Annotated in this window: 13 protein-coding genes and 1 riboswitch; all 13 genes read left to right on the top strand. The window is 75.4% G+C overall.

Going from position 1 to position 12105, the window contains the following annotated elements:
* Window positions 1-81 precede the first annotated feature (81 nt).
* The 13 genes from LPA27_RS15975 (at window position 82) to LPA27_RS15915 (ending at window position 12070) form a co-directional block, all read left to right on the top strand.
* Window positions 82-1431: an RsmB/NOP family class I SAM-dependent RNA methyltransferase gene (locus tag LPA27_RS15975; RefSeq protein WP_228943070.1), complete on the top strand. Its 1350-nt coding sequence runs from the start codon at window positions 82-84 to the stop codon at window positions 1429-1431.
* 73 nt (window positions 1432-1504) lie between these two features.
* The gene (ligD, locus tag LPA27_RS15970) at window positions 1505-2473 is read left to right on the top strand and encodes a non-homologous end-joining DNA ligase (protein WP_056862803.1); all 969 of its coding nucleotides are present in this window, start codon (window positions 1505-1507) and stop codon (window positions 2471-2473) included.
* 136 nt (window positions 2474-2609) lie between these two features.
* On the top strand, window positions 2610-4277 hold the full coding sequence (locus tag LPA27_RS15965; protein ID WP_228943068.1) for a RecQ family ATP-dependent DNA helicase: 1668 nt from the start codon (window positions 2610-2612) through the stop codon (window positions 4275-4277).
* A 72-nt stretch (window positions 4278-4349) separates the two neighbouring features.
* The gene (rpe, locus tag LPA27_RS15960; protein ID WP_228943067.1) at window positions 4350-5045 is read left to right on the top strand and encodes a ribulose-phosphate 3-epimerase; all 696 of its coding nucleotides are present in this window, start codon (window positions 4350-4352) and stop codon (window positions 5043-5045) included.
* Between the two features lie 3 nt (window positions 5046-5048).
* Window positions 5049-5543, top strand: a complete 495-nt coding sequence (locus LPA27_RS15955) for a maleylpyruvate isomerase N-terminal domain-containing protein (RefSeq protein WP_056862806.1) — start codon at window positions 5049-5051, stop codon at window positions 5541-5543.
* A gap of 225 nt (window positions 5544-5768) precedes the next feature.
* Window positions 5769-5898: riboswitch (FMN riboswitch) on the top strand.
* Window positions 5899-6071: 173 nt separating this feature from the next.
* Window positions 6072-7154, top strand: a complete 1083-nt coding sequence (gene ribD / locus LPA27_RS15950; RefSeq protein ID WP_228943069.1) for a bifunctional diaminohydroxyphosphoribosylaminopyrimidine deaminase/5-amino-6-(5-phosphoribosylamino)uracil reductase RibD — start codon at window positions 6072-6074, stop codon at window positions 7152-7154.
* On the top strand, window positions 7154-7795 hold the full coding sequence (locus LPA27_RS15945; RefSeq protein WP_056862807.1) for a riboflavin synthase: 642 nt from the start codon (window positions 7154-7156) through the stop codon (window positions 7793-7795). The genes ribD and LPA27_RS15945 overlap by 1 nt, the downstream gene beginning before the upstream one ends.
* A complete protein-coding gene (locus LPA27_RS15940) occupies window positions 7795-8478 on the top strand; it encodes a nicotinamide mononucleotide transporter family protein (RefSeq protein WP_056862808.1) in 684 nt (227 codons plus the stop codon). The genes LPA27_RS15945 and LPA27_RS15940 overlap by 1 nt, the downstream gene beginning before the upstream one ends.
* Window positions 8475-9854, top strand: a complete 1380-nt coding sequence (locus tag LPA27_RS15935; RefSeq protein ID WP_228943066.1) for a bifunctional 3,4-dihydroxy-2-butanone-4-phosphate synthase/GTP cyclohydrolase II — start codon at window positions 8475-8477, stop codon at window positions 9852-9854. The genes LPA27_RS15940 and LPA27_RS15935 overlap by 4 nt, the downstream gene beginning before the upstream one ends.
* On the top strand, window positions 9851-10339 hold the full coding sequence (gene ribH / locus LPA27_RS15930; RefSeq protein WP_056904338.1) for a 6,7-dimethyl-8-ribityllumazine synthase: 489 nt from the start codon (window positions 9851-9853) through the stop codon (window positions 10337-10339). Before LPA27_RS15935 ends, ribH begins: the two co-directional genes overlap by 4 nt.
* 120 nt (window positions 10340-10459) lie before the next feature.
* Window positions 10460-10723, top strand: a complete 264-nt coding sequence (locus tag LPA27_RS15925; protein WP_056862810.1) for a phosphoribosyl-ATP diphosphatase — start codon at window positions 10460-10462, stop codon at window positions 10721-10723.
* A 23-nt stretch (window positions 10724-10746) separates the two neighbouring features.
* Window positions 10747-11613 carry an ATP phosphoribosyltransferase gene (gene hisG / locus LPA27_RS15920; RefSeq protein ID WP_193666496.1) on the top strand — a complete coding sequence of 289 codons (867 nt, stop codon included), beginning with the start codon at window positions 10747-10749 and terminating at the stop codon, window positions 11611-11613.
* Window positions 11597-12070, top strand: coding sequence for a PH domain-containing protein (locus LPA27_RS15915; protein WP_056862811.1), 474 nt, complete (start codon window positions 11597-11599; stop codon window positions 12068-12070). Before hisG ends, LPA27_RS15915 begins: the two co-directional genes overlap by 17 nt.
* The last annotated feature ends 35 nt before the right edge of the window (window positions 12071-12105 follow it).

Below are 12105 nucleotides of genomic sequence, written 5' to 3'. Positions count from 1 at the left end.
AGCGGGCCGGCCGACCGGCGCGCGGCGGGCGGCGCGGCCCCGGGGCGGCGTCCGCCCGCGCGGCGGCCGGCCGGGGGGCAGGTGCGGGCCGACCCGGCACGCCTGGCGGCGCTCGAGGTGCTCAAGGCCGTGCGCGTCGACGACGCCTACGCCAACCTGGTGCTGCCCGGCGTCCTGCGCGAGGCCGGCCTCAGCGGCCGCGACGCCGCCTTCACCACCGAGCTGGTCTCGGGCACGATCCGCCGCCAGGGCACCTACGACGCCGTCATCGCCGCCTGCGCCGACCGGCCGTTGCGCAAGATCGAGGCCAAGGTGCTCGACGCCCTGCGACTGGGGGTGCACCAGCTGCTGTCGATGCGGGTGCCCGACCACGCCGCGATCAGCTCCACGGTCGACCTGGTGCGCGGCAAGGTCAGCCACGGCGCGGGCAACTTCAGCAACGCCGTGCTGCGCAAGGTCGCCCAGCGCGACCTCGAGGCGTGGGTCGCCGAGCTCGCACCCCGTGCCGCGAGCGACGACAAGCAGGCCTCCATCGCGTGGAGCCACCCCACCTGGGTCGTGGCCGCACTGCGCCGCGCCCTGGGCGAGGCCGCGGGCGAGCTGCCGGACCTGCTCGCGGCCGACAACGTGGCCCCGCGGGTCACGCTGGTCGCGCGCCCGGGTCGCTCGACCCGCGACGAGCTGCCCGGCAGGCCGACCCGGCTCTCGCCGTACGGCGTCGTGCTGGGGGGCGGCGACCCGGGCGAGGTGGTGGCGGTCGCCGAGGGGCGCGCCGGGGTGCAGGACGAGGGCTCGCAGCTGGTCGCGGAGGCCCTCGCGCAGGCACCCCTCGAGGGCCCCGACGAGCGCTGGCTCGACCTGTGCGCCGGTCCTGGCGGCAAGGCGGCCCTGCTGGCCGCCCTGGCGTCCCGGCGTGGCGCCGCGCTGGTGGCGGGGGAGCGGCAGCCCCACCGCGCCCGGCTCGTGGCGCGCACCCTGGGCGGTGCCGACGGGGTGCTCGGCGTGGTGACGGCCGACGGCACGGCACCGCCGTGGCGCCACGGCTCCTTCGACCGGGTGCTGGTCGACGCACCCTGCACCGGTCTCGGGGCGCTGCGCCGGCGTCCCGAGGCGCGCTGGCGCCGTCGCCCCGACGACCTGCTGACCCTGGTGCTGCTCCAGCGTGCGCTGGTGACCTCGGCGCTCGACCTGGTGCGGCCCGGGGGCGTGGTGCTCTACGCGACCTGCTCGCCGATCCTCGCCGAGACCGCCGAGGTGGTCTCCTCGGTCCTGGCCCAGCGTCCGGGGGTGGTGCTGGAGGACCTCGCCGCGCAGCTCCCGCAGGTCGCCGACGCGGCCGGGCCCCTGCCCGGCACGCTGCAGCTGTGGCCCCACCGCCACGAGACCGACGCGATGTTCATGGCCCTGCTGCGCGCCCCCGGCACGCCGTAGCGCGCCCCGCCGACGAGGGGCCGTGGCGGCCCGCCGCCCCTCGTCACCGCCCTGTGGCGCCTAAGGTCGAGCCATGGCGACGAAGGCACCCGCGGTCGAGGTCGAGGTGGAGGGCCGGGTGGTGCGGGTCAGCAACCCCGACCGCGTGTACTTCCCCGAGTCGGGCGCGACCAAGCTCGACCTGGTCGAGTACTACCTCGCGGTGGGGCCCGGGATCGTGCACGCCCTCGAGGACCGACCCTGCATGCTCCACCGCTTCCCGAAGGGCCTGACCGGCCCCAAGGTGCACCAGAAGCGGCTGCCGGCGGGGGCGCCGGACTGGGTCGAGACCGTCCGGCTGCACTTCCCCCGGTGGGACCGCACGGCCGACGAGCTGTGCGTGACCGAGCTGGCCGCGGTGGTGTGGGCGGTGCAGATGTCGACCGTGGAGTTCCACCCGTGGAACAGCCGCCGCGAGGACACCGAGAAGCCCGACGAGTGGCGCATCGACCTCGATCCCGGCCCCGAGTGCGACTACGACACGGTGCGCCGGGTCGCCCACGTCGCCCACGAGGTGCTCGACGACCTCGGGGCGACGGGCTTCCCCAAGACCAGCGGCAGCAAGGGCCTGCACGTCTACGTGAGGATCGCGCCGGACCACGGCTTCAAGGACGTACGCCGCGCCGCGCTCGCGTTCGCCCGCGAGGTGGAGCGGCGCAGCCCGCAGGACGTCACGACCACCTGGTGGCGCAAGGACCGCGACCCCCGGGCGGTATTCCCCGACTACAACCAGAACGCCCGCGACCACACGATCGCTGCGGCCTACTCGGTGCGCGGACTGCCCGACGCCCGCGTCTCGACCCCGATCCGCTGGGACGAGGTCGACGACGCCGACCCGCGCGACTTCACCATCGCCACGGTCCCGGCCCGCTTCGCCGAGCTCGGCGACCTGCACGCGGGGCTCGACGACGGCGAGCACACCTTCGACCTCGCGCCGCTGCTCGAGTGGGCCGCCCGTGACGAGCGCGACGGGGCGTCCCCGCCGGCCGACCCGGAGGACTGAGCCCCCCAGGGCCAGGGCCAGGGCGCGGGCCAGGGCCCGGGGGCCAGGGTGGGGTGGGCCGAAGGGGTGAGACCGCGCGGCCCCTCCACCCCTGCGGGCGGTCCGCGGGAGGCCGGCGCCGGGCGAGGGTGAGCAGGTGACCTCCTCCGCCACCGAGCACCGAGTCCGCCGCGCCGCCCACGACGTCTTCGGCCACGCCGACCTGCTGCCGGGCCAGCTCGAGGCGACCACCGCGCTGCTCGAGGGCCACGACGTGCTGCTGATCTCGCCCACGGGCGCGGGCAAGTCGCTGACCTACCAGCTGGCCGGCACGATCCTGGAGCGGCTGACCCTCGTGGTCTCGCCCCTGCTGGCCCTCCAGCAGGACCAGGTCGACCACCTCGACGCGCTGCGCGGCGACGTGCGGGCGGCCCGGCTGAGCTCGGCCGAGAGCGCCACGCGGCGCGAGGAGGTGCTCGCCGCGGCCGAGGCCGGCGAGCTCGACTTCCTCTTCCTCGCCCCCGAGCAGCTGGCGCTCGACGACGTACGCCGCCGCCTCGCGGTGGCCCGCCCGGGTCTGGTGGCCGTCGACGAGGCGCACTGCGTCTCGGCGTGGGGGCACGACTTCCGGCCCGACTACCACCGCCTCGGCGCCCTGCTCGACGAGCTGGGCGACCGCGAGGCCAGCCCCTCGGGGCGCCCGCGGGTGGTGGCGATGACGGCCACCGCCGCGCCGCCGGTGCGCGAGGAGATCGCCGAGCGGCTCGAGCTGCGCGACCCGCGCCTGGTCGTCACCGACTTCGCCCGGGACAACCTCGTGCTCGACGTGGTGCGCGTCGCGGGGGAGGACGAGCAGGAGCGCGCGGTGCTCGACGCGGCCCTCGCTGTCCCCGCCGACGCCGCGGGCATCGTCTACTGCCGCACCCGCCCGGCCACGGCGCGCTACGTCGAGCTGCTGCGCGCCGACGAGCGCCTCGGCGACCGCACGGTCGAGGCCTACCACGCGGGCCTCGCCCACCGCCGGCGCCGCGAGACCCAGGAGGCCTTCCTGGGCGGCGCGGTCGACATCGTCGTGGCGACCTCGGCCTTCGGCATGGGCATCGACAAGCCCGACGTGCGCTTCGTGGTGCACGCCCACGCGCCGGAGTCGCCCGACACCTACTACCAGGAGGCGGGACGGGCCGGTCGTGACGGCGCCGACGCCACCGCGACCCTGGTGCACCGCGAGGAGGACCTGGCGCTGGGCCGGTTCTTCTCGGCCACCGTGCCGTCGCGGGGCGACCTGAGGAAGGCGCGGGCCGCGCTCGACGCCCTCGACACGGCCCGCGCCGAGGGTGACGCCGACGTCGCCGACCTCGACCCCGTCGAGCTCGTCGGCGAGCGGGTGGGCTGCGGTCGCCGCAAGGCCGGCCGCCTGGTCAACCTGCTGCGCGACGCCGAGGACTCCGGGCGGGGCACCGGGGTCGACGGCGCCCGCGAGCTGGCCACCCGCCGTCGCGACCTCGAGCGCTCGCGGGTCGAGCTGGTGCGCCACTACGCCGAGACCGACCGCTGCCGCTCGCAGGTGCTGGTGGAGTACCTCGGCGAGCAGCTCGCGGGTCCCTGCGGGCGCTGCGACACCTGTCGCGCCGGGGTCGTCCCCGACGCGGTCGACCCCGACGAGGTGGGCTACCGCCTGCAGGAGCAGGTGCACCACCCCGAGTTCGGCGACGGTGTGGTCACCGAGCTGGAGGCCGACCGGGTCACCGTGCTCTTCGGGAGCGTCGGCTACCGCACGCTGGCCCTCGACGTCGTGCGCGACCACGACCTGCTGGCCGCGGGCTGAGCCGGTCCGGCGACCCTCGCGAGCCCGCCCCCGGGAGGCCCCGACCCCGGCCCTCGCCTAGGCTCACCCCCCGTGGGCATCCAGATCACGCCGAGCATCCTCAACGCCGACTTCTCCCGCCTGGGCGAGGAGGTGGGCCGCATCGGCAGCGCCGACTGGGTGCACGTCGACGTCATGGACAACCACTTCGTGCCCAACCTGACCTTCGGCCCGACGATGGTCGAGGCCCTCGCGCGCTCCACCGACCTGCCCCTCGACGCGCACCTGATGATCGAGGACCCCGACTCCCACGCCCCGGCGTACGTCGAGGCCGGCTGCGCCTCGGTGACCTTCCACGTCGAGGCGGCCCGCGCGCCGGTGCGGCTGGCCCGCGAGATCCGCGCCGCCGGCGGTCGCGCCAGCATGGGCCTGCGCCCGGCCACCCCGATCGAGCCCTACGCCGACCTGCTGCCCGAGCTCGACATGGTGCTGCTGATGACCGTGGAGCCCGGCTTCGGCGGCCAGGCGTTCCTCGACCTGGTGCTGCCCAAGATCCGCCGCACCCGCGCCCTGCTGGAGCGCCACGGCGTCGAGACCTGGCTCCAGGTCGACGGCGGCGTCTCGCTGGAGACCATCGAGCGCTGCGCCGAGGCCGGTGCCGACGTCTTCGTGGCGGGCTCCGCGGTCTACTCCGCCGACGACCCCGACGAGATGGTGGGCCGCCTGCGCGCGGCCGCGGAGACCGCCACGGGCGCCGCGGCCACGGGCACCGACGTCCCGGGGGCCTGAGCCGTGCCGACCCTCCAGGCCACCTACCTGCGCGCCGCCCACACCTTCCGCGCCGTGCTCGACCGCGTCGGTGCGGCCGACCTGGTCAGGCCCGTGCCCTCCTGCCCGGGGTGGACGGTGTCCGACGTCGTGACCCACGTGCTCGAGCACCACGAGCACGTGCTGGGCGCGCGTCTGGCCGGCGACGTCACCGGCGACCTGATGGCCACCTACGCCGCCGCCATCCCCGACGACCCCGCCCTGGCCGCCACCGCGCCCTACGACACCCTCGAGCTGACCCTCCACGCCTGGGACGTCGCCCGCGCCCTGGAGGCCGACCTGCGCCTGGGCGAGGACCAGCTGACCTTCCTCGAGGTGCTCGCGCGCGAGGCCGGCGACACGCTCTACGCCGAGGAGGGCTTCGCACGCCTCGAGGGCGACGCCGCCGACCCCGCCGGCCTGGACCGCCAGGGCCTGGCGCTGCTGCCCTTCGGCCGCCGCGAGGACGCCACCGCCTGAGCGGCGCCGCCCCCGGCGGCCTGTGCCGCCGCCCGCGCCCGCCCCTGCCGCGTGGCCCTGCCGGCGTCGCGCGAAGGGTGGAGTCGCATCCTCGGTCCGCATGACGTCCGTGGCTGCAGGCCCCCACCGCCGACCCCGGGCCGCCGCACCGAGCCCGCTGTGCGGGTGCTCACACCCGCGGACGACACGGGTGTGGTTAAACTGCACCTGACGAGTCAACATTGCTCGCGTGCTCTGGGGTCGGTGGAAATCCGAGCCGGCGGTGAAAGTCCGCGACCCGGTCACCTCCAGTGACCGGTTGACCAGGTGGAACTCCTGGACCGACGGTCAAAGTCCGGATGGGAAGTGCACGCAGGTGACCCGTCGACGCACGCGTCGCGTGCCGTCGTCGACCACCGCAGTCAGCCCCGGAGTCCGAGCGCGGACCAGAGAGGGGCGGCGGTGAGCAGCGAGCACGGCACCGGGCACAGCACCCGGCACGGCACCGGTGGGACTGACGCCGACGCCGCCGGGCACGAGGCGGCGGCCATGCGTCGCGCCCTGGCCCTGGCCGCCACCCCGGGCGTGCCGCTCTCGCCGAACCCGCGGGTCGGCTGCGTCCTGCTCGCCGACGACGGCGCCACCGTGGCCGAGGGCTTCCACCGCGGGGCCGGCACGCCCCACGCCGAGGCCGACGCGCTGGCCCGCGCGGGAGCGGCCGCCCGCGGCACCACCGCCGTGGTCACCCTGGAGCCCTGCAACCACACCGGCCGCACCGGACCGTGCGCGCGGGCGCTGGTGGAGGCCGGCGTACGCCGGGTCGTCTACGCCCAGTCCGATCCCAACCCGGTGGCCCGGGGCGGTGCCGAGACGCTGCGGGCGGCCGGCCTCGTGGTCGAGGCCGGGCTGCTCGAGGAGGACGCACGCGCGCTCAACCGGGTGTGGACCTTCGCGGTCGAGCACGGCCGCCCGTTCGTGACCTGGAAGCTGGCGGCGACCCTCGACGGGCGCAGCGCGGCCGCCGACGGCACCAGCCGGTGGATCTCGGGCCGCGCCAGCCGCCGCGACGTGCACCGGCTGCGCGCCCTCGCCGACACGGTGCTCGTGGGCACCGGCACGGTGGCCGCCGACGACCCCGCGCTCACCGTGCGCGACGAGCAGGACCGCCCGCTGCAGCACCAGCCGCTGCGCGCCGTCATGGGGGAGAGCGACCTCGAGCCGGGTCGCCGGGTCCTCGACGGCTCCGCCGAGACCGTGCACCTGCGCACCCGCGACCCCCGGGCCGCGCTGGCCCAGCTCGCCGGGCTCGAGCGCCGCCACGTCTTCCTCGAGGGCGGCCCGCGCCTGGCCGCGGCGTTCGTGCGCGCCGGGCTCGTCGACGAGATCGTCGCCTACGTCGCCCCCGTGCTCCTGGGGGCGGGCGCCAGCGCCGTGGGCGACCTCGGAATCAGCACCGTCGCCGCAGCGTTGCGACCGGTGCTCACCGACGTCACCGTCATCGAGGGCGTGGAGGGCGAGCAGCCCGACGTACGCCTCACCCTGGTGCCCGCCCCGCGCGGGTCCGACCACGCCGAGCACCCCGTCGACCAGCCGGCAGCCACGCCGGCGCCCATCCCAGGAGGGACCCGCTGATGTTCACCGGAATCGTCGAGGAGCTCGGCACCGTGGCCGCCGTCGAGGAGCAGGGCGACGCGATCCGCCTCACCGTCGAGGCCTCGGTCGTGCTCGAGGACGCCGGTCTCGGCGACTCGATCTCGGTCAACGGCTGCTGCCTGACCGTCGCGGAGCGCACGGCCACGACCTGGACCGCCGACGTCATGCAGGAGACCCTCGACAAGACCGGCCTGCGAGGCGTCGCGCCGGGCGACCGGGTCAACCTCGAGCGTGCGGTCACCGCCGACAAGCGGCTGGGCGGGCACATCGTGCAGGGCCACGTCGACGGCGTCGGCGAGGTGCTGCGTCGCACCCCGAGCGAGCACTGGGAGGTCGTCGAGGTCTCCCTGCCGCAGGGGCCCGGCGGCGACCTGGGCCGCTACCTGGTCGACAAGGGCTCCATCACCGTCGACGGCGTCAGCCTCACCGTGGTCGAGGCCGGCGAGCGCAGCTTCACCGTCAGCCTGATCCCCGAGACCCTGGCCCGCACCACGCTGGGCTCGCGCCGCGTCGGCGACCGGGTCAACCTCGAGGCCGACGTGCTGGCCAAGCACGTCGAGAAGCTGCTCGTGGGCGGTCACCTCGACGCGCTGGTGCGCCGCCTCGGGGAGGGCGCCTGATGCTCGACGCCGTGGTGCAGTGGCTGCTGCACGGCTCGATCCCGGTCGGCGGGGGAGCGCTCAGCGTGCGCGAGGTCGTGGGCAACGGCTTCGGCCTGGCCAGCGCCCTGCTGGGCATGCGCCGCCTCACCTGGGCCTGGCCGGTCGGCCTGGTCGGCAACGCGCTGCTCTTCACCGTCTTCGTGAGCGGCGAGATCAGCGGCACCGTCGCCGAGCCGCTGTGGGGCCAGGCCGGGCGTCAGGTCTTCTTCGCCCTGGCCGGCGTCTACGGCTGGTGGCGCTGGAGCCACGCCCGCCCCGGCAGCGACGGCGGGGCGATCGCGCCGCGCTGGGCCACCGGGGCCGAGCGGCTCCAGCTGCTCGCCCTCGCGGCGGTCGGCTACGCCGTGGCCCACGAGGTGCTGGTGCGGATCGGCTCCTACAGCCCCGCCACCGAGGCCTGGATCCTCGCCGGCTCGCTGCTGGCGACCTACGGCATGGCGCGCGGCTGGGTGGAGTTCTGGCTGGTGTGGATCGCCGTCGACGCCGTCGGCGTCACCACCCTCGTCCAGGCCGGCTACTACCCGACCGCCGGCATGTACCTGTTCTACGGCGGCTTCTGCGTCGCCGGGCTCGTCACCTGGTGGCGCGCCACCCGCACGGTCGTCGAGGAGACGACCGCCCTCGAAGGAGCACACGCATGACCCAGACCCCCGCACCCCACGACGAGCCGGTCGAGCAGGCCGAGCCCCTGGTCGACGCCTACACCGCGCAGCACGCCGAGCAGCACGGCGGCGTGCGCCTCGACAGCGTCGAGCGCGCCATCGCCGACATCGCGGCGGGCCGGGCCGTCGTGGTCGTCGACGACGAGGGCCGGGAGAACGAGGGCGACATCATCTTCGCCGCCGCCAAGGCGACCCCCGAGCTGATGGCCTTCACCATCCGCCACTCCAGCGGCGTGATCTGCGTGCCGATGCCCGCCGACATGCTCGACCGGCTCGAGATCCCGCTGATGACGCCGCACAACAAGGACAAGCTGCGCACGGCCTACACGATCTCCGTCGACGCCCGCGACGGTGTGTCCACCGGCATCTCGGCCGCCGACCGGGCCCACACCGCCCGGGTGCTCGCCGACTCCGCCACCGAGCCCTGGGAGCTGACCCGCCCCGGTCACGTCTTCCCCCTGCGCTACCGCGAGGGCGGTGTGCTCGTGCGCCGCGGCCACACCGAGGCCGCCGTCGACCTGGCCCGCCTCGCCGGGCTGACCCCCGCCGGGGTGCTGGTGGAGGTCGTCAACGACGACGGCACCATGAAGCGCGCCCCCGAGCTGCGTGCCTTCGCCGACGAGCACGACCTCGCCATGATCTCCATCGAGGACCTCGTGCGGCACCGCCGCCGGGTGGAGAACCTCGTCGAGCGGGTCACCGAGACCCGCCTGCCCACCCGCGCCGGCGACTTCACCGCCGTGGGCTACCGCATCACCGTCGACGGCTCCGAGCACATCGCGCTCGTGCACGGCGACCTCTCCGGCGAGGAGCCGGTGCTGACCCGCGTGCACTCCGAGTGCCTCACCGGCGACGTCTTCGGCAGCCACCGCTGCGACTGCGGTCCGCAGCTCGACGAGGCCCTCGAGCGCGTCGTCGCCGAGGGGCGCGGCGTGGTGATCTACCTGCGCGGCCACGAGGGCCGCGGCATCGGCCTGCTGGCCAAGCTCCAGGCCTACGCCCTGCAGGACGGCGGGCGCGACACGGTCGACGCCAACCTCGACCTCGGCCTGCCCGCCGACGCCCGCCACTACGGCACCGCCACCCAGGTCCTGCGCGACCTGGGCGTGGCCAGCGTGCGGCTGATGACCAACAACCCCGACAAGGTGAGCAACCTCGAGGACTTCGGCATCACCGTCGCCGAGCGCGTGCCGCTCACCCCGCACCCCAACGACCACAACCTGGCCTACCTGCTCACCAAGCGTGACCGGATGGGCCACGTCCTGCCCGACCTCCACGGCGGGGTCGACCACCCCGCAGCCGGCACCAGCACGGTGGCCGGCACCGACCTCGAGACGAACGGAGCCACCCGATGAGCGGCCACGGAGCACCCACCCCCGAGGCCGTCGACGCCTCCGACCTGCGCGTCGCCGTCGTCGCGGCCAGCTGGCACACCGAGGTCATGGACGGCCTGCTCGCCGGGGCCCACCGCGCCCTGGAGGAGTACTCCGTGGGCAACCCGCTGGTCGTGCGGGTGCCCGGCACCTTCGAGCTCCCCGTCGTGGCCGCGACCCTGGCCGCCCAGGGCTACGACGCCGTGGTCGCGCTCGGCGTCGTCGTGCGCGGCGGCACCCCCCACTTCGACTACGTGTGCAACGCCGCCACCGACGGTCTCACCCGCGTCGCGCTCGATCACCAGGTCGCGGTCGGCTTCGGCGTGCTCACCTGCGACGACGACCAGCAGGCGCTCGACCGCGCCGGCCTGGAGGGCTCGAAGGAGGACAAGGGCCACGAGGCCACCTCGGCCGCGCTCCAGACCGCGCACGTGCTCAAGCGGCTGCGCCGCGGCCGGCTGGCCTAGACGCTCCCCAGCCGCGGCCGGGCCGCAGCCGCCCCGGACGGCGTGGCCCAGGCCACGGCGGGTGCCGCCGCGCGGTCCCGTCGTACGCCGCCGCGAGGGCACCGCCTAGGCTGCTCTGCTGTGAAGACGTTCGACGAGCTGTGGGCCGAGCTGCAGGACAAGGCCCGGACCCGCCCCGCAGGATCCGGCACCGTGGCCCAGCTCGACGCTGGCGTGCACGCCATCGGCAAGAAGCTGGTCGAGGAGGCCGCGGAGTCGTGGATGGCGGCCGAGCACGAGGGCAAGGAGCGCACGGCCGAGGAGATCAGCCAGCTGCTCTACCACGCCCAGTGCCTCATGCTGGCCAGCGGCCTCGAGCTCGACGACGTCTACGCCCACCTGTGACCGCACCCGCGAAGGCCGACCCGATGACCTCTCCCGCCACCCCGCTGCTGCGTGTCGCGGTGCCCAACAAGGGCTCGCTGTCGCAGTCGGCCTCGGAGATCCTGCGCGAGGCCGGCTACCGCCAGCGCGACGACTCCAAGCAGCTCACCCTCATCGACGCCGACAACGGCGTGGAGTTCTTCTACCTGCGCCCGCGCGACATCGCGCTCTACGTCGGCGAGGGCACCCTCGACGTCGGGGTCACCGGGCGCGACCTGCTCCAGGACTCCGGGGCGCAGGCCGACGAGGCCATGCGCCTGGGCTTCGGCCGCAGCCGCTTCCGCTTCGCCGGCCCCCGCGGTGCGTTCACCGACCTGGCCCAGCTCCAGGGCGCCCGCATCGCCACGTCGTACGTCGGGGTCGTGCGGTCCTTCCTGGCCGAGCGCGGCATCGAGGCCACGGTGATCCGCCTCGACGGGGCCGTGGAGACCAGCATCCAGCTCGGTGTGGCCGACGCGATCGCCGACGTCGTCGAGACCGGCAGCACGCTGCGCCAGGCGGGTCTCGAGGTGTTCGGCGAGACGATCCTGGAGTCCGAGGCGGTGGTCATCACCCGCTCCGGCGCGGCCGCTCCCGACGGCTTCGAGGTCTTCCGCCGTCGCGTGGAGGGCGTGCTGGTGGCCCGCTCCTACGTGATGATGGACTACGACATCCCCAGCGAGGCGGTCGCCGCCGCGGTCGCCCTGACCCCCGGCATCGAGAGCCCCACCGTGGCCCCGCTGCACCGCGAGGGCTGGTCGGCCGTGCGGGTGATGGTGCCGCGCAGCGGTGCCCAGCGCCTCATGGACGAGCTCTGGCAGGTCGGCGCCCGCGGCATCCTCACCACCGACATCCATGCCTGCCGCCTCTGAGGGTCCGGCGCGACGCGACCTCGCGCCCACCCTGCCCCACACCTGGCGCCCGCTGGGCCCGCGCATCGTCGGCGCGGTGCTCGGCGTCGGCCTGCTCGCGATGTTCGCCGCCGCGTGGTTCAGCTTCGACGACGAGACCCAGGCGAAGTTCACGGCCTTCCAGATCGGCACGCTCTTCGTGCTGGTGGGGCTGGGCTACGCCTGCATGTTCGCCCTCGTGCGCTCCCGCGTCGTGGCCGAGCGCGACCGGCTGATCGTGGTCAACGGCTACCGCCGCCGCGAGTACAGCTGGCCGCAGATCGTCTCGGTCAACCTCCCGCCGGGCGCCCCGTGGGTGACCCTCGACCTCGCCGACGGCACGACCGCCGCGGTGATGGGCATCCAGGGCTCCGACGGCGCCCGCGCCCAGGCCCACGCCCGCCAGCTCCGCGCCCTGGCCGCCGAGCTGCCCCGCTGAGCTGCCCCCGACCGGGGCGTCCTACCGACCGTTGC

The organism is Nocardioides sp. Leaf374, assembly GCF_916862475.1.
In the GTDB taxonomy this organism is placed as follows: domain Bacteria; phylum Actinomycetota; class Actinomycetes; order Propionibacteriales; family Nocardioidaceae; genus Nocardioides; species Nocardioides kribbensis.
Note: the sequence above shows the minus strand (reverse complement) of the source record. Positions and strands in the feature narration are given on the sequence as shown.

Excerpts from the sequence above, each read along its gene's own strand:
- ligD (WP_056862803.1), top strand. The coding sequence starts at position 1,505 with ATGGCGACGAAGGCACCCGCGGTCGAGGTCGAGGTGGAGGGCCGGGTG.
- ribD (WP_228943069.1), top strand. The coding sequence starts at position 6,072 with ATGCGTCGCGCCCTGGCCCTGGCCGCCACCCCGGGCGTGCCGCTCTCG.
- hisG (WP_193666496.1), top strand. The coding sequence starts at position 10,747 with ATGACCTCTCCCGCCACCCCGCTGCTGCGTGTCGCGGTGCCCAACAAG.
- LPA27_RS15935 (WP_228943066.1), top strand. The coding sequence starts at position 8,475 with ATGACCCAGACCCCCGCACCCCACGACGAGCCGGTCGAGCAGGCCGAG.
- LPA27_RS15915 (WP_056862811.1), top strand. The coding sequence starts at position 11,597 with ATGCCTGCCGCCTCTGAGGGTCCGGCGCGACGCGACCTCGCGCCCACC.
- ribH (WP_056904338.1), top strand. The coding sequence starts at position 9,851 with ATGAGCGGCCACGGAGCACCCACCCCCGAGGCCGTCGACGCCTCCGAC.
- LPA27_RS15940 (WP_056862808.1), top strand. The coding sequence starts at position 7,795 with ATGCTCGACGCCGTGGTGCAGTGGCTGCTGCACGGCTCGATCCCGGTC.
- LPA27_RS15945 (WP_056862807.1), top strand. The coding sequence starts at position 7,154 with ATGTTCACCGGAATCGTCGAGGAGCTCGGCACCGTGGCCGCCGTCGAG.